23 protein-coding genes and 1 tRNA gene are annotated in these 23168 nt (G+C 72.7%); 10 read left to right on the top strand and 14 right to left on the bottom strand.

Features of this window, described 5'->3' with window-relative positions; genetic code table 11:
* Nucleotides 1-654: 654 nt before the first annotated feature.
* A complete protein-coding gene (locus MUY14_RS06890; protein ID WP_247021917.1) occupies nucleotides 655-2325 on the top strand; it encodes a recombinase family protein in 1671 nt (556 codons plus the stop codon).
* Here the strand turns inward: MUY14_RS06890 and MUY14_RS06885 are convergent.
* The 4 genes from MUY14_RS06885 to MUY14_RS06870 all read right to left on the bottom strand — a co-directional run bounded on the left by MUY14_RS06885 (nucleotide 2290) and on the right by MUY14_RS06870 (nucleotide 6137).
* Nucleotides 2290-2373, bottom strand: a tRNA-Leu gene (locus MUY14_RS06885). The genes MUY14_RS06890 and MUY14_RS06885 overlap by 36 nt on opposite strands.
* A gap of 91 nt (nucleotides 2374-2464) precedes the next feature.
* Entirely contained in the window at nucleotides 2465-4135 is a 1671-nt protein-coding gene (locus MUY14_RS06880; RefSeq protein WP_247021916.1) for a BTAD domain-containing putative transcriptional regulator, read from the bottom strand.
* 41 nt (nucleotides 4136-4176) lie between these two features.
* The gene (locus tag MUY14_RS06875; protein ID WP_247021915.1) at nucleotides 4177-5193 is read right to left on the bottom strand and encodes a CE1758 family FMN-dependent luciferase-like monooxygenase; all 1017 of its coding nucleotides are present in this window, start codon (nucleotides 5191-5193) and stop codon (nucleotides 4177-4179) included.
* Nucleotides 5193-6137 (bottom strand): NmrA/HSCARG family protein, encoded by a 945-nt coding sequence (locus MUY14_RS06870; protein ID WP_247021914.1) that lies wholly within the window; start codon nucleotides 6135-6137, stop codon nucleotides 5193-5195. The genes MUY14_RS06875 and MUY14_RS06870 overlap by 1 nt, the downstream gene beginning before the upstream one ends.
* A gap of 165 nt (nucleotides 6138-6302) precedes the next feature.
* Here MUY14_RS06870 and MUY14_RS06865 point away from each other — a divergent pair, with 165 nt between their 5' ends.
* Nucleotides 6303-7073, top strand: a complete 771-nt coding sequence (locus MUY14_RS06865; RefSeq protein ID WP_247021913.1) for a cellulose-binding domain-containing protein — start codon at nucleotides 6303-6305, stop codon at nucleotides 7071-7073.
* On the opposite strand, the gene MUY14_RS06860 is transcribed toward MUY14_RS06865, so the two are convergent.
* Nucleotides 7070-7972 (bottom strand): LysR family transcriptional regulator, encoded by a 903-nt coding sequence (locus tag MUY14_RS06860; protein WP_247021912.1) that lies wholly within the window; start codon nucleotides 7970-7972, stop codon nucleotides 7070-7072. The two genes, MUY14_RS06865 and MUY14_RS06860, sit on opposite strands and share 4 nt — an antisense overlap.
* Before the next feature lie 89 nt (nucleotides 7973-8061).
* Between MUY14_RS06860 and mdlC the strand changes: the two genes are divergently transcribed.
* The 3 genes from mdlC to MUY14_RS06845 are packed head-to-tail and all read left to right on the top strand — an operon-like array spanning nucleotide 8062 to nucleotide 12289.
* A complete protein-coding gene (mdlC, locus tag MUY14_RS06855; RefSeq protein ID WP_247021911.1) occupies nucleotides 8062-9636 on the top strand; it encodes a benzoylformate decarboxylase in 1575 nt (524 codons plus the stop codon).
* Between the two features lie 2 nt (nucleotides 9637-9638).
* A complete protein-coding gene (locus MUY14_RS06850; RefSeq protein ID WP_247021910.1) occupies nucleotides 9639-11066 on the top strand; it encodes a benzaldehyde dehydrogenase in 1428 nt (475 codons plus the stop codon).
* A gap of 11 nt (nucleotides 11067-11077) precedes the next feature.
* Nucleotides 11078-12289, top strand: coding sequence for an aromatic acid/H+ symport family MFS transporter (locus MUY14_RS06845; protein ID WP_247021909.1), 1212 nt, complete (start codon nucleotides 11078-11080; stop codon nucleotides 12287-12289).
* On the opposite strand, the gene MUY14_RS06840 is transcribed toward MUY14_RS06845, so the two are convergent.
* Together MUY14_RS06840 and MUY14_RS06835 are read right to left on the bottom strand one after the other, a co-directional pair.
* Nucleotides 12286-12456, bottom strand: a complete 171-nt coding sequence (locus MUY14_RS06840; RefSeq protein WP_247021908.1) for a hypothetical protein — start codon at nucleotides 12454-12456, stop codon at nucleotides 12286-12288. The two genes, MUY14_RS06845 and MUY14_RS06840, sit on opposite strands and share 4 nt — an antisense overlap.
* Before the next feature lie 348 nt (nucleotides 12457-12804).
* Nucleotides 12805-13410 carry an HSP18 transcriptional regulator gene (locus MUY14_RS06835; RefSeq protein ID WP_247021907.1) on the bottom strand — a complete coding sequence of 202 codons (606 nt, stop codon included), beginning with the start codon at nucleotides 13408-13410 and terminating at the stop codon, nucleotides 12805-12807.
* Nucleotides 13411-13505: 95 nt separating this feature from the next.
* Between MUY14_RS06835 and MUY14_RS06830 the strand changes: the two genes are divergently transcribed.
* Complete coding sequence (locus MUY14_RS06830; protein ID WP_247021906.1) at nucleotides 13506-14276, top strand: ANTAR domain-containing protein; 771 nt, start codon at nucleotides 13506-13508, stop codon at nucleotides 14274-14276.
* On the opposite strand, the gene MUY14_RS06825 is transcribed toward MUY14_RS06830, so the two are convergent.
* Nucleotides 14273-14719 carry a nitroreductase family deazaflavin-dependent oxidoreductase gene (locus tag MUY14_RS06825; protein WP_247021905.1) on the bottom strand — a complete coding sequence of 149 codons (447 nt, stop codon included), beginning with the start codon at nucleotides 14717-14719 and terminating at the stop codon, nucleotides 14273-14275. The two genes, MUY14_RS06830 and MUY14_RS06825, sit on opposite strands and share 4 nt — an antisense overlap.
* Nucleotides 14720-14765: 46 nt before the next feature.
* Nucleotides 14766-14936, bottom strand: a complete 171-nt coding sequence (locus MUY14_RS06820) for a hypothetical protein (protein WP_247025558.1) — start codon at nucleotides 14934-14936, stop codon at nucleotides 14766-14768.
* 103 nt (nucleotides 14937-15039) lie between these two features.
* Here MUY14_RS06820 and MUY14_RS06815 point away from each other — a divergent pair, with 103 nt between their 5' ends.
* Nucleotides 15040-16293, top strand: a complete 1254-nt coding sequence (locus MUY14_RS06815) for an amidase family protein (RefSeq protein WP_247021904.1) — start codon at nucleotides 15040-15042, stop codon at nucleotides 16291-16293.
* Nucleotides 16294-16300: 7 nt separating this feature from the next.
* Nucleotides 16301-17092, top strand: a complete 792-nt coding sequence (locus MUY14_RS06810; RefSeq protein WP_247021903.1) for a MerR family transcriptional regulator — start codon at nucleotides 16301-16303, stop codon at nucleotides 17090-17092.
* Here MUY14_RS06810 and MUY14_RS06805 read toward each other — a convergent pair.
* Nucleotides 17085-17444: a metalloregulator ArsR/SmtB family transcription factor gene (locus MUY14_RS06805; protein ID WP_247021902.1), complete on the bottom strand. Its 360-nt coding sequence runs from the start codon at nucleotides 17442-17444 to the stop codon at nucleotides 17085-17087. The two genes, MUY14_RS06810 and MUY14_RS06805, sit on opposite strands and share 8 nt — an antisense overlap.
* A 54-nt stretch (nucleotides 17445-17498) precedes the next feature.
* On the opposite strand from MUY14_RS06805, the gene MUY14_RS06800 reads away from it, so the two are divergent.
* Nucleotides 17499-18473 carry a cation diffusion facilitator family transporter gene (locus MUY14_RS06800; protein WP_247021901.1) on the top strand — a complete coding sequence of 325 codons (975 nt, stop codon included), beginning with the start codon at nucleotides 17499-17501 and terminating at the stop codon, nucleotides 18471-18473.
* Here the strand turns inward: MUY14_RS06800 and MUY14_RS06795 are convergent.
* Together MUY14_RS06795 and MUY14_RS06790 are read right to left on the bottom strand one after the other, a co-directional pair.
* Nucleotides 18470-19663: an MFS transporter gene (locus tag MUY14_RS06795; protein ID WP_247021900.1), complete on the bottom strand. Its 1194-nt coding sequence runs from the start codon at nucleotides 19661-19663 to the stop codon at nucleotides 18470-18472. The two genes, MUY14_RS06800 and MUY14_RS06795, sit on opposite strands and share 4 nt — an antisense overlap.
* Nucleotides 19660-20442, bottom strand: coding sequence for a DeoR/GlpR family DNA-binding transcription regulator (locus tag MUY14_RS06790; protein WP_247021899.1), 783 nt, complete (start codon nucleotides 20440-20442; stop codon nucleotides 19660-19662). The genes MUY14_RS06795 and MUY14_RS06790 overlap by 4 nt, the downstream gene beginning before the upstream one ends.
* Before the next feature lie 123 nt (nucleotides 20443-20565).
* On the opposite strand from MUY14_RS06790, the gene MUY14_RS06785 reads away from it, so the two are divergent.
* Nucleotides 20566-21153, top strand: a complete 588-nt coding sequence (locus MUY14_RS06785) for a TetR/AcrR family transcriptional regulator (RefSeq protein WP_247021898.1) — start codon at nucleotides 20566-20568, stop codon at nucleotides 21151-21153.
* On the opposite strand, the gene MUY14_RS06780 is transcribed toward MUY14_RS06785, so the two are convergent.
* Both MUY14_RS06780 and MUY14_RS06775 read right to left on the bottom strand, forming a co-directional pair.
* Nucleotides 21150-22253, bottom strand: a complete 1104-nt coding sequence (locus MUY14_RS06780) for a Gfo/Idh/MocA family protein (RefSeq protein WP_247021897.1) — start codon at nucleotides 22251-22253, stop codon at nucleotides 21150-21152. The two genes, MUY14_RS06785 and MUY14_RS06780, sit on opposite strands and share 4 nt — an antisense overlap.
* The gene (locus MUY14_RS06775) at nucleotides 22250-22984 is read right to left on the bottom strand and encodes a sugar phosphate isomerase/epimerase (protein WP_247021896.1); all 735 of its coding nucleotides are present in this window, start codon (nucleotides 22982-22984) and stop codon (nucleotides 22250-22252) included. The genes MUY14_RS06780 and MUY14_RS06775 overlap by 4 nt, the downstream gene beginning before the upstream one ends.
* Nucleotides 22985-23168 lie beyond the last annotated feature (184 nt).

Genomic DNA, 23168 nt, shown 5'->3' with positions numbered 1-23168 from the left:
AGAGGCACGCGGTCAATGACGAAGCGTTGCGGATGCAGTTGCCTTCCTGAATGGCAACCGTTTGCCGCGTGTCATGACTCTCGACGGCCATCGCGACCAGCGGTAACGCGCCGAGTACGCGTAATGGACCTTCACGATCGTGTAGATCCACAGAGACGACGACTTCCCTGACTAATCGCCGGCTACAAACAGGAGGCAACCACTGCCGTTCGCGCTGGCCTGCACCTGCGCTCCGACCCGCGGGCCAAACTTTCTACGGAGACGGTGGGTGAGCCGCGACGCCTCACTGTCTCCCCGGCAACTAGCTGGCGGAGTTAGTCGCGTACGGACATTGTCCAAGCCGCCCCGTTCGGGTACTTGCCCTCCGATGGCTATAACGGTGTCGTAGACGACCCGTGCACGCCGATCAGCGCCGCGCCGCAGGAGAAACGATATGACCAATTCGTCAAGGCCAACGACACGATCCACTCTGGAGTCCTGCCGTATGCGGCCTCCGTCACGGCGAGAGGCGGCTGGTAGCCGGCCGCGGTCGAGTGGACGGGGCAGTGATGCTTCACCGACAGTTCTGCTGCCTGCGTTTCCGCACCGGTTGCCAACGGGAGCGGCCGGCGCCCTCCTACGGCTGCTTATCGACGCGGACAAGGCGGCGTAACCATGAGGTTCGTGTTCTACGGCCGGGTCTCCACTGAGGACCAGCAAGACCCAGAGGCATCGCGGAACTGGCAGCTGGCCCGAGCCAAGGCGCTGATCGACAAGCACGGTGAGATCGTCGCCGAGTTCTTCGACGTCGGGCAGTCCCGCTCGATCCCCTGGAAGCGCCGGCCCGAGGCGACCCGGCTGCTGGCGGCGATGCGCAGCGCCGACCGCGGGTTCGACGCCGTAGTCATCGGCGAACCGCAACGCGCTTTCTACGGCAACCAATATGGCCTCACCTTCCCCGTCCTCGTCCACTACGGCGTGGGACTGTGGGTGCCCGAGGTCGGCGGGGCGATCGAGCCGGAGTCCGAAGCCCACGACCTGGTCATGTCCGTCTTCGGCGGGATGAGCAAGGGCGAACGCAACCGGATCAAGATCCGCGTCCGCGCCGCCATGGCCGCCCAGGCCTCCGTCGAAGGCCGTTTCCTCGGTGGCCGACCGCCATACGGCTACCGGCTCGCCGACGCCGGCCCCCACCCCAATCCCGCTAAAGCTGCTGAAGGCAAACGGTTGCATCGGCTCGAACCTGACCCGGTCACCGCGCTTGTCGTGCAGCGGATCTATGCAGAGTACGTCGCCGGCCGCGGGAAGTTCGCCATCGCCGAGGCACTCACCCGCGACGGTATCCTCTCCCCCTCAGGCAACGACCCCGCCCGCAACCGGCACCGCACCGGCGTCGCCTGGGCCAAGGGTGCGGTCGGGGTCATCCTGACCAACCCTCGCTACACCGGCCGTCAGGTCTGGAACAAGCAACGGAAAGACGAAGTCCTCATCGACGTTGAAGACGTCGGGCTCGGCCACGAAACCAAGATGCGCTGGAACACCCGCGACAAGTGGATCTTCTCCGAGCAAATCGTCCACGAACCGATCATCGACGTCGAGACCTTCCAGCGCGCCCAGGAGATCGCCGCCGCCAAGGGTGCTGGCCGCAAGACACGGGAACGGACCCGCACCCGCCATCCCTACGTTCTCAGCGGTCTGCTCCACTGCGGGGTCTGCAGCCGCCGAATGCAGGGCCAGCGCAACCATGAACGGCCGTTCTACCGCTGCCGCTACCCCATCGAATACGGGTTGGCCAACAAGACCGAGCACCCACGCAACGTCTACCTCGCCGAGCGTGACCTTCTCGGCCCCATCGACGACTGGCTCGCGACCAGCTTCGCCCCGCACCGGCTCCACGACACCATCGACGCCCTCTGCGCCGCGCAACCTGACCTCGACGTCGACCCCGCCACTGCAGCAGCCGAGAAGGTCATCGCGGAATGCGACCGAGCGCTCGAACGCCACCGCGCCGCTCTCGAGGCCGGGGCCGATGCCCAGCTCGTCACCGGGTGGATTGCCGAGACCCAGGCTCGACGAGCTGAAGCGAAGGCACGCGTCACTGCCAAGCCGATGCAGCAGCGGCTGACCAAGGACCAGATCCGCGAACTCGTCGAACGGCTCGGTGACATCCGGAAGGTACTGGCCACGGCCGCCCCCGTCCGTAAGCGGGAGCTGTACCGCCAGCTACAGCTGCAGGCCACCTACCACCCCGGTAAACGACAAGTGCGGATCGAGACTAATCTCGATCCGCACAGGTGGGGTTATGGTAAGTGTCCGAGGGGGGACTTGAACCCCCACGCCCGTTAAGGGCACTAGCACCTCAAGCTAGCGCGTCTGCCATTCCGCCACTCGGACCTGCTGAAGAAAGAGTATACGGCCGCCCCTCCCCCTTGTTCAGGGGGGTGCACATCCACCGCCTCGCCCCCTCTGGCAAGATCACACAGTTTCAGCCAGGCTGCATCGATTCAGCCTGCCGGCCCAGGGCGAACATCAGCAACGGCTCCTCGTACCGGTAGCGGTCCGTGCCGAACGGCTCCAGCAAGTGGGCGTCCACCAGGGACTCCAGCAGCACCGCCGCGTCGCTCAGGGGTATTCGCAAGATCGAAGCCGCCGTGGGGACCGAGATCGGGGCTGGGGAGGCCAGGGATCGGAACGCCTCGGCTTGGGTCGGGGTCAGCTGGGACAGGGTCGACTCGTACGGCTTCTCGATCGCCCAGCACTCCGGGGGTGTCACCGAGGCTCCTGGGGCCGGACGTCCCAACCGGGTCAGGGCTTCCGACATCGTCCACGCCGGGCGGGAGGCCAACCTCGCCGCCACCGCCTGGAGGACCTGGGGGAAGCCCGCTGTTCGGGTCGCCAAGGTCAAGGACGCTGCTGGGTCCTCCGCGAGCCGGGCGGGGCCGAGCAGGTGCTCCAGCAGCGTCAGCGAGTCCGAGGGGCTCAAGCCGCTCAGTTTGGTCCACTGCGTGTGCGCCAGGCCGTACAGGCGCTGGCGGGCCGTGATGAGTACCGCCGGGCCGGCTGGGCCTGGGATCAGGGGGCGGATCTCCTCTTCGCTTCGGGCGTCGTCGAGGACCACCAGGAGGCGCAGGCCCGTTGTCCGGGCTCGCCACAAAGCCGCGCGTTCGCTGGACGAACCGGGCAGCGCCGTCACGCCTATTCCGCGTAGCAGCTCCGCCAGCGGGTCCGGGGACGCCGCCAGGTCCACGAACAGGCGGCCGTCCGGGAAGGATCCCGACACCTTGTGCGCCGCTTGGACGGCCAGGGTTGTCTTGCCGATCGCCGCCAGGCCTTCGATGCCTTGGACCGGGACCGACGAATCCATGGGCTTCAGGGCCTCGACCAGCGTCGCCAGCTCCGGGGCGCGGCCCGTGAACTCCGGGAGTTGGGGTGGCAGCTGGGAGGGGCCGGACGGCTTGACCGGAGTCAACGTCGGGTCCGCCGCCAAGATCCGCCGTTGCATCTCCTTCAGCTGCGGGCCGGGGTACAGGCCCAGCTCCGACTCCAGGAGCTGCTGGGTGCTGGTGAACACCGCCAGCGCCTCCGCCTGGCGGCCGGAGCGGTACAGCGCCAGCATCTGCAGCTCGCGGGGGCGCTCGCGCAGCGGTTCCTCGGCGATCAGGTCGGTCAAGGCCGTCGATGCCTCCGCGTGGCGGCCCTCGGCGATGTCCGCTGCCGCCAGGTCTTCGCGGGCGGTCAGGCGGAGCTCCGCCAGCCGCACTCGCTCCGCCTCCGCGTAGGCGCCCGAAAGGCCGGACAACGGGGTTCCGTGCCATAGGGCCAGTGCGGCCCTCAAGGAAGCAGAGGAGCGGGCCGAAGCGAGCAGGCGCTGGAACTCCGTCTGGTCCAGGGCCGGTGCAGCAAGGGCGTAGCCGCCGGACGCGGATTCGATGGGGACGCCCGCGTGGCGCAGGCGGGACACGTACGAGCGGACCATGCCGATCGCCGCCCGGGGCTCGGCGCCGCTCCACAGGGCCGATACCAGCTGGGACGGGGTCAGCGGCGTGCCTTCCTGCAGGAGGAGCACCGCCAGGGTCGCTCGTTGCTGGGGTGGGCCCAGCTCGATCTCGACGTCGTCGCGCCACGCTCGGACCGGGCCCAGCAGCTCGTACCGCATCACGCCGGGTGAACCCGTGGCGACGGACCGGTATTCCCGCATCACGCCGCGCGCGACGACGATCGCAGGGCCGGGACCACCTCCGCGCCCAGTAGGTCGATCTGGTCCAGCGCCGCCGAATGGGGCAGGCCCATGCCGTCGATGTTGAACAGCTGCCGCCGGTACTCGCCGAAGTCCTCGCGGAAGCGCATCGTGCGGTCGATGACCTGCTGCGGGCTGCCGACGGCCAGGGGTGTCTGGGCCATCGTCTCCTCGAGCGACGGGCCGTGGCCGTAGATCGGCGAATGGTCGAAGTACGGGCGGAACTCCGCGATCGCGTCCTGGGAACGGCGGCGCATGAACACCTGGCCGCCGAGGCCGACGATCGCGCTGCCGGCCGGGCCGTGGCCGTGGTGCTCGAACCGCTCCCGGTAGAACGCGACCATCCGCTTGGTGTGGTCGACCGGCCAGAAGATGTTGTTGTGGAAGAAACCGTCGCCGTAGAACGCGGCCTGTTCGGCGATCTGCGGGCTGCGGATCGACCCGTGCCAGACGAACGGCGGCTTCCCGTCCAGCGGCCGGGGCGTCGACGTGAAGCCCTGCAACGGCGTCCGGAACCGCCCGGACCAGTCCACGACCTCCTCCCGCCACAACCGCCGCAGCAGCGCGTAGTTCTCCACGGCCAGCGCGATGCCGTCGCGGATGTCCTTGCCGAACCACGGGTACACCGGGCCGGTGTTGCCACGCCCGAGCATCAGGTCGACGCGGCCGTCGGCGAGGTGCTGCAGCATCGCGTAGTCCTCGGCGATCTTGACCGGGTCGTTCGTGGTGATCAGCGTCGTCGACGTCGACAGCGTGATCCGGCTCGTGCGCGCCGCGATGAACCCCAGCAGCGTGGTCGGCGACGACGGCACGAACGGCGGGTTGTGGTGCTCCCCCGTCGCGTAGACGTCGAGACCGGCCTCTTCGGCGCGCACGGCCAGCTCGACCATCCGCCCGATCCGCTCGTGCTCGGTCGGCGCCCGGCCGGTCACGGGGTCGGTGGCGATGTCCCCGACCCCGAAGATCCCGAACTCCATCACAGCTCGCCGAAGGCGTCGCGGTGGCCGGCGAGCCAGGTCGTGAAGTCCTGCAGCCGCGGGTTCAGCCGCCGCACCGCCTCGGGGTCGCGCACGCCGGCGAACGCGGCTTCGTGCTCGGCGTAGTAGAAGAACATGTTCGCGAGGTCGTCGGCGCCCGGTGCGCCCGAGGCACGCAGCTGGTCGACGCCCATCGGCCGGTACGCGACGTCGGTGCCGAGCTGCTTCGCGAACGCCGCCGCGTACTCCTCGCCGGTCAGGTTCTCGCCGGAGATGCTGATCGTCTCCCCCGCCAGCTCCGGGCCGCGGGCGAGGACGCCGAACGCCGTGCGCCCGATGTCCTCGGCCGCGATGCCCGGCAGCCGGCCGCCGGCCATCGGCAGGTGCAGCGCGACGACGCCGTCGGGGTCGCGGACCGGGCGGAAGAAGTCGAGGAAGGCTTCGAAGTAGAACGTCGTCGAGAGGAACGTCGTGGGCACGCCGGCCTCGACGAAGAACGCCTCGGCCTCGGCCTTGCTGTCGAAGTGCGGGACCTTGTACCGGCCGTGCAGCGTCGGCGCGCGGTCGTCGTCACGCAGGTGGAGGCGGGTGTCGGGCAGGGTCGACCAGATCACGTGCCGCAGCCCGGCGGCCTTGGCGGCCGCGGCCATCGCGCGGGCCTGGTGCTGTTCGCGCTCCACGGAGTTGTACTCCCAGAACGCCGTGACGAGGTAAGCGCCATACGCGCCTTCGAACGCCTTCGTCAGGCTCGCTTCGTCGTCGAGGTCGGCCGCGACGACTTCGGCGCCGCGCGCGGCGAGGGCCCGCGCGGACTCGGAGTCCGGGTTGCGGGTGAGCGCACGCAGCGCGAACCGCCGCTCCGGGTCGTCGAGGATGGCGCGTGCGAGCCCGCCGCCCTGCTGGCCGGTCGCGCCGACGACGGCGATGATCTTCTTCTCGGACATCGGAAACCTCCTGGGGATCCCGGCCGGGTGATCCGGCCACGACCCCAGAGAACTCCCCCGGCATCACCGTCTCGTGCACGTCGCGTGCACGTGGTTTACGTGGTTTACAAGGTCGCCGCGGCTTCCTAGGATTCGCCGGTCGGGCCGCAGAACGGGAGGTTCCGGATGGGTCGGCGGCGGAACGACGACGAGATCTCGGTCGCCGAGCTGCTCCGGGAGACCGGGGCGACCCCGCGATCACTCGGCGACGCGCCCGGAACCGCGGCCGTGCGCGAGGAAGACACCGGGGACGGCTACCGCGAGCGCCTCGAGCAGCGGGCGCGCGAGGCCGCGGCGCACCAGCAGCGGGCCGGGCGGCGGATCCGGTGGATTTCCGCGCTCGGCGGCGCCGTCGTGGTGGTCGGCAGCCTCGTGCTCATCGCGGTGACGTCGGAAAGCTCGCCGGGGCGGCAGGCGACGGCCGCGGAGTCGCTCGCGCCCGCCACGACCCCGCGCTCGACGACGCCGAAGCCCACGCCGACGCCGATCCCCACCGTGCTGCGCCAGACCGCGTCCGCCACCTCGACGACACCGGCCGCGCCCCCTCCCGCGCCCGCGTCCACACCGGTCCAGGAAGCGCTGTGCACCGTGCGCTACTCCGTGACCGACCAGTGGGACACCGGGTTCACCGCGGGCGTCGCCGTCACCAACAGAGGCCGTCAGACGCTCTCGCCGTGGACGCTCACCTGGACCTTCACCGCCGGCCAGCGGGTCACCCACAGCTGGAACGGCGACTTCGCGCAGAGCGGCGGGCGGGTCACGATGGACGCCGTTTCGTACAACGTCGACCTGGCGCCGGGCGGGACGGTCGAGATCGGCTTCAACGGCGCCTTCGACCACGGCAACCCGGCGCCGACGGGGTTCACGCTCAACGGCAGCCGCTGCGGCGCCGGTTAACCCAGCACCTCGCGCATGAAGCCCACCAGCCAGTGCTGGGCCGGGCTGCGGGCGTGTGTGTGCCGCGTGTACACCGAAACCTGCGCCGGCTCGACGTCCATCGGCAGGTCGAACAGGCGGACGCGGTGCTCACCCGCGAACATCTCCGCCACCAGGCGCGGGACCATCGCCACCAGGTCGCTGTCCTGGACCAGGTACGGCAGGGCCGCGAAGCGGGTCACCTCCAGGACCACGCGGTCCAGGAGCCCGTGGGCCTCCAGGGCCCGGCGGGGGCCGTCGTGGCCGGTCGGGCCGAACACCGTCACGTGGCGCTCGGCCGCCAGCGCGGCGAAGTCCACCTCGGCTTCCAGGCGCGGGTGGTCCAGCGCCACCATCCCCAGGTAGCCCTCGGAGAACAGCGGGATCCGCGCGACGCGCTGGGAGCTGATCAGCGGGGACGCGATGAACGCGTCGATCTCGCCGCGGCCGAGCTGGTCGGCGGCGCGGTCGACGTCGAGGGGGCGGACGGTCAGCGTCACGCCGGGCGCGCGCGAAGGCAGCGCGGCCATCAGCCGGGGCAGCAGTGAGATCTCCCCCAGGTCCGACAGGCACAGCGTGAACGCCGCCCGCGCGGTCGAGGGGTCGAATGACCAGGCGCCGCTGACCGCCGTTTCGATCCCCGACAGCGCGCTGTGCAGCGGCTCGTAGAGCGCGCGGGCGGTCGTCGTCGGCACCAGGCCGCTGCCGCCGCGGCGGAACAGCTCGTCGGAGAACCGGCGCCGCAGCTTCTGCAGGCTGTAGCTGATCGTCGGCTGCGTGACATGCAGGGACTCCGCCGTCGCGGTCACGCTGCGGGTCTCGTAGAGCAGCACGAACGTCCGGACCAGGTTGAGGTCGAAGTCCCGCATCATCGATCCCATCTATGAACCCACGCGACAACATTTATTGGAGCACAGGCCGGTGGGCTCCCTAGGGTCTGGTCCAACCCCGCCCGAGGAGGACCCGCGCCATGCCCACCGCCCGCCGGCTCGCCCACGAGTTCCTGGACCGCCGTGGCCTGACCACGATCTTCGGCAACCCCGGCTCCAACGAGCTGCCGTTCCTCGCCGAGCTGCCGGGGAACTTCCGGTACGTCCTCGGCCTGCACGAAGGCGCCGTCGTCGGGATGGCCGACGGCTACGCCCAGGCGACCGGCCGTCCGGTGCTGGTCAACCTGCACGCCGCCGCCGGCTCGGGCAACGCGATGGGCGCGCTGACCAACGCCGTCTACTCGCGCTCACCCCTGGTGCTGACCGCCGGCCAGCAGGTCCGGTCGGCCATCGGCCTGGAGGCGATGCTCGCCAACGTCGACGCCACCCAGCTGATGCGGCCCCTGGTCGGCTGGGCCGGCGAGCCGAGCTGCGCGGACGACGTCCCCCGCTCGCTGGCGCAGGCCGTGTTCGAGGCCGAACTGCACCGGCGCCCGACCTACCTCTCGGTCCCCTACGACGACTGGACCGCCGAGCTGTCACCGAACGCGGCCGTGACGCTGGACCGGAACGTCCGAAGAGGACTCACGCCGTCGGAGGCCCAGCTCGACGAGCTCGCCGCGACCGTGGCCGCGGCGAAGAACCCAGCGCTGGTGCTGGGCGGCGACGTCGACGCCACCGGGCTGTTCGACCGCGCCGTCGCCCTCGCCGAGCACCTCGGGCTGCCGACGTGGGTGGCGCCGTCGCCGCACCGGCTGCCCTTCCCCAACCGGCACCCGCTGTTCCGCGGTGTGCTGCCGGCCGGCATCGCCCCGGTTTCGGCCGCGTTCACCGGGCACGACCTCGTGCTCGTGCTCGGCGCGCCGGTGTTCCGCTACCACCAGCACGTGCCCGGCGCGTACCTGCCCGAGGGCACGCGGCTGATCCAGGTGACCGACGACTTCGGCGCCGCGGCCCGCGCGCCGATGGGCGAGGCGCTCGTGGCGGACCCGGCGCCGGTGCTCGAGGCCCTGCTCGCGCGGGTGCCCGCGCGGACCTCGACCGGCGAATTCGTCGGGAACCCGGAGCCCAAGACCGGCGCGAAAGCCCTGCACCCGGAACAGGTTTTCGCTGCCCTGCGCGAGACCCAGGCCGACGACACCCGGTACGTCGTCGAATCGACGTCGACGAACTCGGCCTGGTGGCGGCAGCTGGACCTGCGCCGCGAGGGCTCGTACTTCTTCCCGGCCGCCGGCGGGCTCGGGTTCGGCCTGCCCGCCGCGGTCGGCGTCGCCATGGGCAGCCCGGACCGGCCGGTCGTCGGCGTCATCGGCGACGGATCGGCGAACTACGGCATCACGGCGTTGTGGAGCGCGGCGCACTACCGCGTCCCGGTCACGTTCGTGATCCTGCGCAACGGCGTCTACGGCGCCCTGCGGTGGTTCGGCGAGCTGCTCGGCACGCCGGACGTGCCGGGCACGGAGATCCCCGGCCTGGACTTCGCCGCGATCGCGGCCGGCTACGGCGTGCCCGCCACCACCGTCACCGACCTCGGCGACCTGCACGAGCAGCTCAAGTCGACCCCGGACGGCCCACGGCTGATCCAGGTCGACACCGAACCGACCACACCGGAGTGATCATGACGTTGTTCGAGCACGAGTTCCGCCGCGGCAGCGGCGGCACCCACCAGGTCGTCGAGCCGGCCACCGGGGAAACCCTGGGCGGTGTGGGCATCGCGACGCCGTCGGACGTCGCGGAAGCCGCAGCCACGGCGGCGAAGGCCCAGCGCGACTGGGCGCGGCGCAAGCCCGCCGAGCGCGCCGCGGTGCTGCGCCGCGCCGGTGAACTGTGGGAGGCCCACGCCGCCGAGGTGCAGGACTGGATCGTCCGCGAAGCCGGTTCGACGCGGCCGAAAGCCGGGATCGAAACGGAGATGGCGGCCGGGATCTGCTTCGAAGCCGCGGCGCTGCCCACGCACCCGCTCGGCGAGGTGCTGAGCACCGGCGAACCGCGCTGGTCGCTCGCGCGACGTCAGCCGTGCGGCGTGGTTTCGGTGATTTCGCCGTTCAACTTCCCGCTGATCCTGGCGATCCGCTCGGTCGCGCCCGCGCTGGCGCTCGGCAACGCCGTGCTGCTCAAGCCGGACCTGCGGACCGCGGTGTCCGGCGGCGTGAGCATCGTGCGGATCTTCGAGGCGGCCGGGCTGCCGGAAGGGCTGCTGCACCTGCTGCCCGGTGACGCCGCCGTCGGCGCCGCGGTCGTCGACGCGCCCGAGGTTTCGGTCGTGTCGTTCACCGGGTCCACCGCGGCCGGGCGGAAGGTCGGCGAGGCCGCCGCGCGCTCGCTCAAGCGCGTGCACCTGGAGCTGGGCGGGAACAACGCGCTCGTCGTGCTGCCGGGCGCCGACGTCGCCAAGGCCGCCTCGGCGGGCGCGTTCGGCTCGTTCCTGCACCAGGGTCAGATCTGCATGACGACCGGGCGCCACCTCGTGCACGAGTCCCAGGTGGACGAATACGTCGAGGCGCTGGCGGAGAAGGCGCGGCGCCTGCCGGTCGGGAACCCGGCCACCGGCGAGGTCGCACTGGGCCCGATCATCGACGACCGGCAGCTCGCGCACGTCACCGACGTCGTCGACCGGAGCGTGGCGGCGGGTGCCCGCGTCGTGGCCGGTGGCAAGGCGGATGCGCCGTACTACCCGCCGACCGTCCTCTTCGGACTCTCGGACGACAGTCCGGCGTGGCGCGAGGAGATCTTCGGCCCAGTGGCGCCGGTGCGCGCCTACCGCGATCTCGACGAGGCCGCGCGGCTGGTCAACGCGTCCGAGTACGGGCTGTCGGTCGGCATCCTCGGCGACGTCGGCACCGCGATGACGCTGGCCGACGAGGTCCGCTCGGGCAAGGTGCACATCAACGAGCAGACCGTCGGCGACGAGCCCACTGCCCCGTTCGGCGGCGTCGGCGACTCCGGCAACGGCTCCCGCTTCGGCGGGGCCAAGGCCAACATCGAGGCCTTCACCGAAACCCAGTGGCTGACCGTCCGCGCGGACATCGCGGGCTACCCCTTCTAAGGAGCACGGCAATGACGACGTCTCCCATCCGTCCGGTGTGGACGGCGGTCCTCTGCTGGCTGACCGTCCTGCTCGAGGGCTACGACCTGGTCGCGCTCGGCGCCACCATCCCGACGCTGCTCAAGAGCGGCTACCTCGGCTTCACCGCGGCCGGCGCGACGCTGGTTGCGACGGTGTCGCTGATCGGCGTGGCCGTCGGCGCGGCCTGCCTCGGCCCGCTCACCGACCGGTTCGGCCGCCGCGGCATGCTGATCGGCTCGGTGCTGCTCTTTTCGCTGTTCACCCTGCTGACGCCGATCGCGCCGAACGTGGCGACGTTCGGGATCTTCCGGTTCGTCGCCGGCCTCGGGCTCGGCGCGTGCATGCCGGTGGCGCTGACGGTGATGTCGGAGAACCTGCCCGCCCGGCGGCGCGCCAGCGCGAGCACGTTCACGATGACCGGCTACCACGTCGGGGCGGTGCTGACGTCGATCCTGGCGCTGTACGCGAAGGACGACTGGCACCTGCTGTTCTACGGCGGCGGGATCGTCGGCCTGCTGGCCGTGCCGCTGATGTGGTGGAAGCTGCCGGAATCCGCGGCCTACCTGGCTTCGCGCGAGGACGCGGCGGCCGAGCGGGTGGGGCTGCGCGACCTGCTGGGTTCGCGGTTCCGGCGGGTCAGCATCGCGGTCTGGGCCGGGTCGTTCATGGGGCTGCTGCTGGTCTACGGGCTCAACACGTGGCTGCCACAGCTGATGCGGACCGCGGGGTACCCGATCTCGACGTCGATCACGTTGCTGCTGGTGCTCAACATCGGCGCGGTGCTCGGGCTGGTGCTGGCGGGCACGATCGCCGACCGCTTCGGCATCCGGCCGATCGCGCGGATCTGGTTCGGCGCCGGTGCCGTGCTGCTGGCGGCGCTGAGCCTGCGCATCGGGAACGCTTTCGTGCTGAACGCGGTCGTGCTGCTGACCGGCGTGTTCGTGTTCTCCGCGCAGGTGCTGATCTACGGGTACGTGGCCCAGGTGTTCCCGGCGCGGCTGCGGGGCACGGCGCTCGGGCTGACGTCGGCGGTCGGGCGGCTGGGCTCGATCCTCGGCCCGTTCGTGACCGGCGCGCTGGTCACCGCGGGCGTCGCGTACCCGTGGGGGTTCTACTTCTTCGCCGTGGTGGCCGCGCTCGGGCTGGGTGCGGTGCTGGCGCTGCGCGGGGAGTCACGGACAGCGGAGCCGGTGCCGGTCTAGGCCGTCTCTTCCGGGCGGCGGCGCATGGTGGGCTCCGGCTGCTCGGTCCGGCGGTCGGAGTCGCGCAGGACCTCGCGGGCCTGGCCTTCGGGGTCCTCGCTCTCCACGGCCTGCTCTTCGGGCAGCAGCTCGGCGCGGGTTTCCGTGCGGTCGGGGGTGTCGTCCATGCGTCGCTGGTACCCGTTCGGGCGCGGTCTCAGACACGAGCGAGCCCGCGAAACGATCAAGGCGGCTGCACCGGCCGCTCGGCAGGCGGCCGGGTGAGCCTCACGGGAAGCGGCGGGCGGCATTCCTGGCGGGGGCCCGCCGGACCGAGCGGCCGGGCGGACTCGACCGGCGGACGGCGCGGCTGAGCGGACTCGGCCGCCGGACCGCGCAGCCGGGCGGACTCGGCCGCCGGACCACGCAGCCGGGCGGACTCAGCCGCCGGACCGCGCAGCCGGGCGGACTCAGCCTGCGGACCGCGCGGCTGGGCCGGCTCGGCCGGCGGGCGGGTCCCGCGCCGCCGGTCGCGCTCACTCGCGGGCTCGGCGATGCCCGACGGCGTCGCGGCGCAGCTGGTCCGTGCGCTCCGAAATCTCCCCCACCTGCTCCGCCAGCCCCGCGTGCCCCGCGGCCAAGTGGGGCCGGGCCGCGGCCAGGGGTGACAGGAGTGTCGCCGGGTCGTCGTCGCCCAGGGCCGCACCGAGGCGGTCCGCCGTTTCCTGGGCCGCCGGGTCCAGGCCGGGCAACGCGCTGACCTGGCCCGCCAAGCGGCGCAAGCCCGCCGAGTTGCGGCGGGCCCAGTCGGCCACCGCTCGGTCGCCCGCGCGGCGGTCGCGTTCCGCGCCGACCCGGGCTTCGCCCGTCCGCTCGCCCGTGTCCGACGGCTGCAGCCGCAGATAACGCCGTTCCGCGGCCTGGCGGCTCGCCACGCCCAGGGCCGGGGCCAGCGCCACCCAGCTCGCGCCCGCTCCTCTGGCCGCCGTGATCAGCTCCGGTTCCCAGCCGGACAGTTCCTCGCGCAGCAGGCGCAGGCCGGTCAGTGCGGCCAGCAACTGGTCCTGGTCCGCAGTGCCCGCTCGAGCGGCCGCGACCACGTCGTGGATCCGGCGTGCCGCGGCAGCGGGATCGTCCTCCATGGCGTCATCCTTCCGACGACCTTCTTCTTGTCGTCACTGAGACGACATGGTAAAACATTCTCGACCGAGGTTCGACCCCTTCGCGGAGGGTAGCGTTGCGTCCCCCAACGACGGCGGGCGAGCGAGTCCCGGCGACCGCTCTGCTCGAAGAACTCCTGGAACGGATCGCCGCCGACGTGCCGGGCGCGCTCGGCGCGGCGGTGTCGGTGCACCACCACGGCGAACGGCCCCGGATCGCCGCGGCGCACGGGGTGTTGGTGCCCGCGCAGCTCGACGGCTTCGGCGACCCGGTCACCACCGCCGGGCGCACCGGCCTCCCGGTCGTGACCGCCGACGTCTGCGCCGACGAACGCTGGCCGTCGCTCACCCTGAGCGGGCTGATCGAGCAGGACCCCGGCTCGGCCGCAGACTTGTCGCGAGTCTTCGGCGTCGCGGCACTGCCCGTCGCCTGGGACGCCGAAGGCACGCTGGTGCTGTCCGTGACGCTCGACCGCCCGGCCACCAACGAGACGCTGGACGTCCTGCGGCGCCACGAACGGCTCGCCGCGATGGCGTTCGTCGTCACCGAAGCCGCTCAGCCGGACCGGATGACGCAGATGCTGGACCTCCTGCAGTCGCGGGCCGCGCTCGAGGAGGCCAAGGGCATCGTCATCGCCCTGCGGCGGTGCGACCCTGACGAAGCCTGGACCACGCTGCGGCAGGCCAGCCAGAAGTCGAACGTCAAGGTGCGCGAACTCGCCGTCGCGCTGGTGGAGCAGCTCGCCGGGGCGCCGGCGACGCAGCCCGACGGCGAACGCGTGATCCGTCCCGGCGCGGCCGCGCGTGAAGCCGCCGCGCAGCTGCTGCGCGAGCTGGAACGGCGTTAGGCCGCTTCGACGCGGAAGACCGCGATGCGGTCCGCCGCCGCGGCGACGCCGTCGGGCGTCGACGCTTCCGCGAGCCCGGTCGTCACGAACCGCTTGCCCACGCTCGGCGGGCTCGTCTCGACCAGCTTGCGCAGGACGGGACGCCGCTCCTCGACCGGCAGCTCGGCCAGCCGCGCCGCGGACGTCCGGCGGCCGCGGGTGAGCGTGACCTCCCCCGCGGCCCGGACGTTCGCCACCCACGCCGCCTTCGGGTAGGCCTGGACGATGTAGCGGTGCCCGTCGATGGGGAGCACCGCAATGGGGAACGTGCGCGGGACGCCGGTGCGCCGCCCCGGGACGGTGAGCAGCTGCATCGGGCCGAAGGCGACGCCGAGCCGCTGCAGCCCCACCACGATCTTGTTGCCGGCGTTGACCATCCGGCGGTAGCTCTGCGCTGTTGTCATGCTCCGACCGTACACCATTTCATATGACTCTCATATGATCTGGGTTTCAGGTTCGACCGGGACCCGGCTCCGTTTCGGGCGGCACCGGGTCGGGCACCGGGACGCCGGGCTCCGGATCGGGCAGCACCGGCGACGGCTCCGCCCCGGGCGCCGGGAGGTCGGGGTCGGGCCGGACCGGTTCGGGTGTCACCGGGGGCGCGCTCGCTGCGATCGGCATCGGGTTCCCTCCGCCACGCGCCGTCCGCGGTTCGGACGGCGATCACCTGCCAACTACCCCGAAGCCTTGACCCTGACACCGTGTCAGGTCCTATCCCGGACCCATGACGTTCTTCCGCAGCGCCACCGAGGTGGCCGACGGCATCCGCCGCGGCGCGCTTTCTTCCCGCGAGCTCACCGGGCAGCTGCTCGCCCGCATCGACGCCACCGACCTCAACGCCGTCGTCGTCACCGATCGCGAGCCCGCGCTCGAGGCGGCGACGGCGGCCGATCGGAGTACCGCCACCGGGCCCCTGCACGGTGTGCCGATCACCGTCAAGGAGGCCTTCGACGTGGCCGGGCTGCCCACGACGTGGGGCGAGCCCGCGTTCGCCGGTCACCGCGCGGACCGGGACGCGGTGGTCGTCGAACGGCTGCGGGCCGCGGGCGCGATCGTCGTGGGCAAGACCAACGCGCACCACATGCTCGCCGACTTCGGGCAGACCGCGAACCCGGTCTACGGGCGGACGCTCAACCCCTGGGACCGCACCCGCACGCCCGGCGGCTCGAGCGGTGGCGCGGCGGCGGCACTGGCCGCCGGGTTGTCCTTTTTGGACTACGGCTCGGACCTGGCGGGCTCGATCCGGATCCCGGCGGCCTACTGCGGCGTCTACGGACTCAAGCCGACCGCGGGAACCGTTCCGCTGCAAGGGTTCCAGCCACCGGGAGCGACGGCCGCGCTGAGCCGCGAGTTCCCGTCCGCGGTCGGGCCGATCGCCAGGTCGGCCGCCGATCTGCGGCTCGCGCTCGGCTTGACGGCGGCCCGGCCGCTCAAGCCGTCGCGCCGGGACCGGCTCGCGGACTTCCGCGCCGGCGTGGTCCTCGACGACCCGGCCTGCCCGGTCACCGGTGAGGTGGGCAAGGCCCTTTCGGACGCCGTCGACGCGCTCGCCCGTGCCGGCGTGGACGTCCGCGAAGGCTGGCCGGACGGCGTGGATCCGGCCGGCCAGGGCGAGGCGTTCGGGTTCCAGGTCGAGTTGTTCTTCGCGAACGGCGACCTCCCCGGCGCCGACGAGCAGGAGCGGCGGCGGCTGGCGTACACGGCGGCGTGGGAGCGGTACTTCCGGGACGTCGACGTCTTCCTCTGCCCGGCGGTCTTCACGACGGCGTTCCGCGACCTCGGCGACCGCTACGCCGACCAGGGGTTCTGGATTGCGCAGGCGTCCCTGCCCGGGCTGCCGGCGGTGAGCGCACCGGCGGGCGGCACGCTGCCGGTGGGGCTGCAGGTGATCGGGCCCGCGCACGAAGACGGCACCGCGATCACGTTCGCGGAACTCGCCGCGGCCGTCGTCGGCGGTTTCGCGGCACCTGGGGAATGATCGGGCGGTGTTCTCGATCGGCGACTTCGCCCGCCACGGCCGGGTTTCGGTGCGGATGCTGCGCCACTACGACGCGCTCGGGCTGCTGCGCCCGGCCCGCGTCGACCCCGCGACCGGGTACCGCAGCTACACCGCGGGCCAGCTGGCGCGGCTCAACCGGATCGTCGCGCTGAAGGACCTCGGCTTCACGCTGGAGCAGGTGGCGACGCTGCTCGCCGACGAGGTCACGGCCGAGCAGGTGCGCGGCATGCTCGCGCTGCGGCGCGCGGAGCTGGAAACCGCACTGGCCGAGGGCGCGGCGCGGCTCGCGCAGGTCGAGGCCCGGCTGCGGACGATCGACGCGCCCGACGTCGTGGTCAAGCAGCTGCCGGCGCTGCGGGTCGTCGAGCTGACCGGCGTCGCGGCGGGGTTCGCGCCGGAGTCGATCGGCCCGGTCGTCCGCCCGCTGTGCGCGGAACTGGGCCGCCGGCTGTCCACTGCGGACGTGACACCGGCCGGGCGGCTGACGTGTTACTACGAGCAGCGCGCGGAGGACGAGGTCGTGGTGCACGCGGCCCTCCCGGCGTCGATCGGCCCGGGCGACCTGAACGGCCTCGCGGTGGCGGACCTGCCGGCCACCCGCGCGGCGACCCTGGTCCACCACGGCGCGATCGACGGGGTGCTGCCGAGCTGGCAGGCGCTGGTGCGGTGGATCGCCGACCACGGGTCGGCTTCGGCGGGACCGCAGCGGGAGTTGTACCTGGACTGCCCGGCGGACCCGGCGGGCTGGGTGACGGAGCTGCAGGAACCGATCAGCTAGCCGGGTGGTGGGCGTGGTCGCCCGCGGGGATCTGCCGGTCCACGTGCTCCGCGTGGTGCAGGGCCTGGGCCAGCAGGCCGCGGACGTGGTCGTCCGCCGCCGAGTAGTAGACGAACGTTCCCTCTCGGCGGCCCTTGACCAGGCCCGCCAGCCGCAGTTTCGCCAGGTGCTGGCTCACCGCGGTCGGGGCCGCGCCGGCCAGTTCGGCCAGGCAGGCCACCGAGGACTCGCCCTGCAGCAACGCCCACAGCACCTTGATGCGAGTCGGGTCGGCCAGCAGCCGGAACGACTCCGCGGCCAGGTGGACCTGCTCTTCGGTGGGCATGTCGAACTCCGGCAGCGACGTGTGCATGGCGCAAACCCTACTACTTGCGTATCTGCGTGTATGCGCAGATAGACTTCCGCCATGACTGGACACGGACACGGCCACTCGCGGTGGCGCCCGCACAGCCACGACAGCGGCGATCGCGTCGACCACGCCCTCGAGACCAGCCGGCGTGGGGTGCGGACGCTCGTGTGGTCCTTCGCCGCGCTGTTCGTCACCGCCGTCGTGCAGCTCGGGCTCGTGCTGGTCACCGGGTCGGTGGCGCTGCTGGGCGACACCGTCCACAACTTCGCCGACGCGCTCACCGCCGTGCCGCTCGGCGCCGCGTTCTTGCTCGGCCGCCGGGCCGCCACCCGGCGCTACACCTACGGGCTCGGGCGCGCCGAGGACCTGGCCGGAGTGGTCGTCGTGCTGGTCGTCGCCGCTTCGGCGGCCATCGCCGGGTACGAATCCGTGGTGCGGCTGCTCCACCCGGCGCCGGTCGGACACCCGTGGGTGGTCGCCGCGGCCGGGGTGGTCGGGTTCGCCGGCAACGAGCTGGTCGCGCGCTACCGGATCGAGGTCGGCCGCGAGATCGGCTCGGCCGCGCTGGTCGCCGACGGGCTGCACGCGCGTACGGACGGCTTCACCTCGCTCGCGGTCGTCGCGGGAGCGGCGGGTGTCGCGCTCGGGTTCCCGATCGCGGACCCGGTCGTCGGGCTCGGCATCACCGTCGCGATCTTGTTCGTCCTGCGCGACGCGGCCAAGGAGGTGTTCCGGCGGTTGCTGGACGCCGTCGACCCCGCCTCGGTCGAGCTGGCCGAACGCACCGCGCGGGCCGTCGAGGGGGTGCTCGGCACCCGGGACCTGCGGATGCGGTGGATCGGGCACCAGCTGCGGGCCGAGCTGGCCGTCACCGTCGCGGCGGAGCTGACGGTCGAAGCCGCGCACGCGCTGGCGCACGAGGTGGAACACCGCCTGGTGCACACGATCCCGCGGCTGACCGCGGTCACCGTCCACACCGAACCGAGCGCGGGCGCGGACCGGGCGCACGAGGCCGTCGCGCACCGCCACTAGCCGACGGGTTGCTCCGCCGGTTCCGGCTTCGGGCTCAGCACCCCCGCGAACAACGCCGCCAGCACGCAGAGGATCACCGGCAGCGCGAACGTCACGTTCAGCGGCAGCCAGTGGGTCAGGCCGCCGATCACCGCCGGGCCGGCCAGCAGGCCGACGTAGCCGAGGCCGACCACGCGGGCCATCAGGGCGCCCGACGCGCGAGTGTCCAGGTTGCCCGCCGCCGTGAACAGCTGCGGGACGCCGCCCGAGAGGCCGAGGCCGAACAGTGCCCAGCCGACCAGGGACACCGGGACCCACGGGGCCGCCGCGGCGATCGTGAGGCCGACCGCGGCGAGCGCGGCGCCGTAGCGGACGATCGCCGCCGGGCCCGCCCAGGCCGCGACGCGGTCGGTGAGGAAGCGGCCGGTCGTCATGGCCACCGCGAAGGCGCCGTACGCGAACGCCGCGGTCGACGCCGACGTGCCGAGCACCTTTTCCATGTGCAGCGCGGCCCAGTCGTTCGCCACGCCCTCGGACAGCATGAGCGCGAGCGCCAGCAGGCCGAGCAGCCACACCACGCGACCCGGGGCGCGGCGGCGGGCCGGCGCCGCTTCCGGCTCCTCCGAAACGGCCGAAGGCGCGTCGGACGGCTCCATCAGGAACCGCGCGGACACCAGGGAAAGCAGCACGCACAGCAGGCCGGTGCCGGTGAGCGTGACGCCGGTGGGCACGCCCGCGCCGAGCGTCGCGGCGCCGATGACCGCGGCGATCGCGCCGCCGATCGACCACATCGCGTGGAACGCCGCCATGATCGGGCGCGGGTAGGCCCGCTCGACGACGACCGCGTGCGCGTTCATGCCGACGTCGATGGCGCCGTTGCCGAAGCCGAACAGCACGAGGCCGAGACCCAGCGTCCACCAGGAATCCGCGAAGCCGGGCGCGCACAGCGCGAGGCCGAGGAACACCCCCGCGGCGGGCACGAGCCGCCGGTGGCCGAGGCGGTCGACGAGCGGGCCTGCCACCTGCATGCCCGCGAACGCGGCGCCGCCGAGCACGAGCAGCAACGCGCCCAGCGTGGTGTGCGAAATGCCGGTCGCGCGCTCGACGTTCGGGATGTGCACCACCCACATGCCCATCCCGAACCCGTTGAGGCCGAAGAACATGAAGGTCGCGAACCGGGCGGCGCGCGGGCGGGGCGGGGCGGTCGTCATCGGCTCTCCGTGGTGGTGGGGACGGCGACGTGCACCAGCACGCCGCGTTCGGTCAGCGCCGCGCGCTGGGCTTCGGGGGCGCCCGGGTCGGTGATCACGACGTCCGGGCGCTCGGCGGGGCAGACGTGGGCGAGCGCGGCCCGGCCCCACTTCGCGCTGTCGGCGAGCACGATCGTCCGCGCCGACACCGCGAGCGCCTGCCGCTTGACCTCCGCGTCGGCGAGGTCGAACGCGGTCAGCCCGTCCTCGACGCCGAACGCGCAGGGGCTCAGCACCGCGACGTCGAACCGCAGCGCCCGCAGCGAAGCCAGCGTCAGCGGGCCGACCAGCGCCTGCTCCCCCGGCCGCGGCTCGCCACCGGGCAGCAGCAGGCGGACGCCGGGCGCGTCGGCCAGCTCGCGGACCGCGTGCAGGGACAGCGGCATCACCGTCACCGGCCGCTCGCGCAGCAGGCGTGCCAGTTCCAGCGCGGTCGTGCCGCTGTCGAGGACGATCGTCTCGCCGTCTCGGATCAGCTCCGCCGCCGCGGCCGCGATGGCCCGCTTCGCCGCGACCGCCGCCGTGGCCCGGGCCGCGAACGGGGGCTCGACGCCGGACGGCGACGCCGGGACCGCGCCGCCGTGTACCCGGCGCAGCACGCCGCGCGAGGCCAGGTTGTCGAGGTCGCGGCGCACGGTCATCTCCGACGCGCCGGTCGCCGAAGCCAGCTCGGCGACACCCACCAGGTCGGCGTCGCGCAGCCGCTCCACGATCACCCGTTGCCGTTCCGCGCTCTTCACCCCGCGATGCTCGCAAGCCCCGCTCGTTCGCACAACCGATTTGTTCGGACGCTCACGCTGTTTGTGCGAACCGCCGCTGCGGCATGATGGTGCCGTGCACGCCGCCGAGACCACCGCGACCCCGTGACCGGGGGCTACCTGAAGGGCCGGATCCGCCGCGAGGACATCATCACGGCGGCGGCCGTGGCGTACGGCGAGCTCGGTTACCACGGTTCGTCGCTGCGCGAGATCGCCAAGCGCGTCGGCATTTCGCACGCCGGCCTCCTCTACCACTTCCCCACCAAGGAAGCGCTGCTCGCCGCCGTGCTCGAACGCCGCGACGCCGACGACTCCGAGCGCGAGCAGCTGGGGGTGCCGGCCGGGCTGGAGGTCCTGCGCCACTTCGTCGCCCTCGCCGAGCACAACGTCCGCCACCCCGGGATCGTCGACCTCTACTCTCGGCTGGCCGCCGAAGCGGTCGCGCCGGACCACCCCGCGCACGACTACTTCCGGCGCCACTACCGGGCCGCCCGCGCGGGCGTGCACGAGTCGTTCGAGGTGCTGGCGGCCCGCGGCCAGCTGCGGGCCGGCGTCGAACCCGCAGTGGCGGCGCTGACGTTCATCGCGCTGATGGACGGGCTCCAGGTGCAGTGGCTGACCGTGCCCGGCGACGTGGACCTGGTCGGCTCGCTGCGCTTCTACCTGCAGAACCTGCTCACCGTCCCGGTCTAGAGGGTCTTCGCGTACGGGTCCCAGCCCGGCGGCAGCGCCGGCGGGACCTCGACGGTGCTCGCGACTTCGACGGTCTGCCCGCGCGTCAACGACTCCTCGATCGCCAGCATCGCGTCGAGCACGTGGTAGGCCAGGTCGCCGGACGCGCGTTCGGGCACCCCGGCCCGGATCGCCCGCGCCAGCTCCAGCGCGCCCGTCCCGCGGGAGGCCGCGTGCCCGGCCGGCGCCAGTTCCTCGGGTTCGGCGTGGCCGGTCAGGTGCAGCACGGTCGAGCCGTCGAACCGGTTGGGGTCCGGGAGCACGGCGGTGCCGAGCGTGCCGGTCAGCTCGACGAACCCGGTGCGCTTGAGGCCCGAGTCGAAGCTCAGGACGAGCTGCGCGGAGCCGCCCGCGGCGAACTCGACGAGCGCGGTCACCGTGGTCGGCACGGTCACCGGGAACTCCGTCCCGGCGCGCGGCCCGGACCCGATGACGCGGGTGTCGCGCGCCCGCCCGCCGGCGCCGGTGACCCGCCGGATCGGCCCGAGCAGCTGCACCAGCGTCGTCAGGTAGTACGGGCCCATGTCCAGCAGCGGCCCGCCGCCGGCCTGGAAGAGGAACTCCGGCGCCGGGTGCCAGCTCTCCGGCCCGGGCACCTGGAACAGCGCCAGCGCGGTCAGCGGCCGCCCGATCCGGCCCGCGTCGAGGGCCTGGCGCGCGGTCTGCAGCCCGGCGCCGAGGACGGTGTCGGGCGCGCTGGCGACGCGCAGGTTCTTCTCCCGTGCCCGATCGAGGAGCTTGCGGCCGGTCTGCCGGTCCAGGGCGAGCGGCTTCTCCGCCCAGACGTGCTTGCCCGCTTCCAGCGCGGCCAGCCCGACGTCGACGTGCGCGACCGGGACGGTCAGGTTGACCACGAGCTCGACGTCCGGGTCGTCGAGCAGCTCGGCCACCGTGCCCGAGCGCGGGACGCCGTACTCGGCCGCGCGGGCCGCCGCCCGCTCCGTGTCGAGGTCGGCGATCCGGAGCACGCGGACGTCCGGGAAGCTCGTGAGGTTCTCGAGGTAGGTGCCGCTGATGACGCCGGCGCCGACGAACCCGACGCCGACCGGGCCGCCGGTCACCGGCCGGCGCCGGTCAGGAAGGCGTGGCTGGCGGCGATGGCTTCGAACAGGTCGCCGTCGAAGGCGTCGAACTCGATCACGCGCAGCGCGTCCGGCGCGGCGGCCAGGACGCCGGCGATCGGCACCCGGCCCTGCCCGGCGGGGAGCTGACCGGTGGCGTCGGTGGCCAGGCCGCCGTCCTTGACGTGGATCGCGCGGACCCGGTCGCCGAGGCGCCGCAGCAGGGCGGGGGCGTCCTCGCCGCCGGCGGTGGCCCAGTAGGTGTCGACCTCCAGCGCCACGGCCGGGTCGAGCTGGTCGGCGAAGACCGCGAACGCGCTGCGGCCGCCGATCCGGGACTCCAGCTCCCACCAGTGGTTGTGGTAGCCGACGCGCACGCCGTGCTCGGCCGCGAGCTTGGCGGCGGCGTTGAGCGCCTCCGCCGTCGCCGCGATGTCCGCCGGGTCCTGCCACTTCTCGGGCTTGACCAGCGGGTCGATCACCAGGCCGATGCCCAGCTCGGCGGCCGCGGCGAAGACGGCCGCCTGGTCGGCGCCGAGCAGGCGGGCGTGCGCGGTCGGCGCGCTCAGGCCGTTCGCGGGCAGCCCGGCCCGCAGGGCCTCGGCGTTCTCGACGACACCGTAGGGCTCCACCTGCGTGAAGCCGATCGCGGCGAGCCGCCGCAGGGTGTCGGCGGGGTCGGCCGCGAAGGCGTCGCGGACCGAGTACAGCTGCACGGAAAGGTCGCTCATCCCCAGCTCCTGAAGTCACGGTGGGCGCTGCCCAGATTTCTACCACCTGGTCAGAATTGACACCAGGGAATCGGCGCCCGGTCCACTCCGACGGCGGCACGAGGTGCCCGGCGTCACGACGGCCCGTGTTTTGGCAAGGCCCCATCGGGGCAGTAACGCCGGTGAGCGGACGGAACGAACCGAC

Origin of the sequence: Amycolatopsis sp. FBCC-B4732 (assembly GCF_023008405.1) — a bacterium.
GTDB classification, from domain to species: Bacteria; Actinomycetota; Actinomycetes; order Mycobacteriales; family Pseudonocardiaceae; genus Amycolatopsis; species Amycolatopsis pretoriensis_A.
This window is presented reverse-complemented; position numbering and strand designations above follow the sequence as displayed.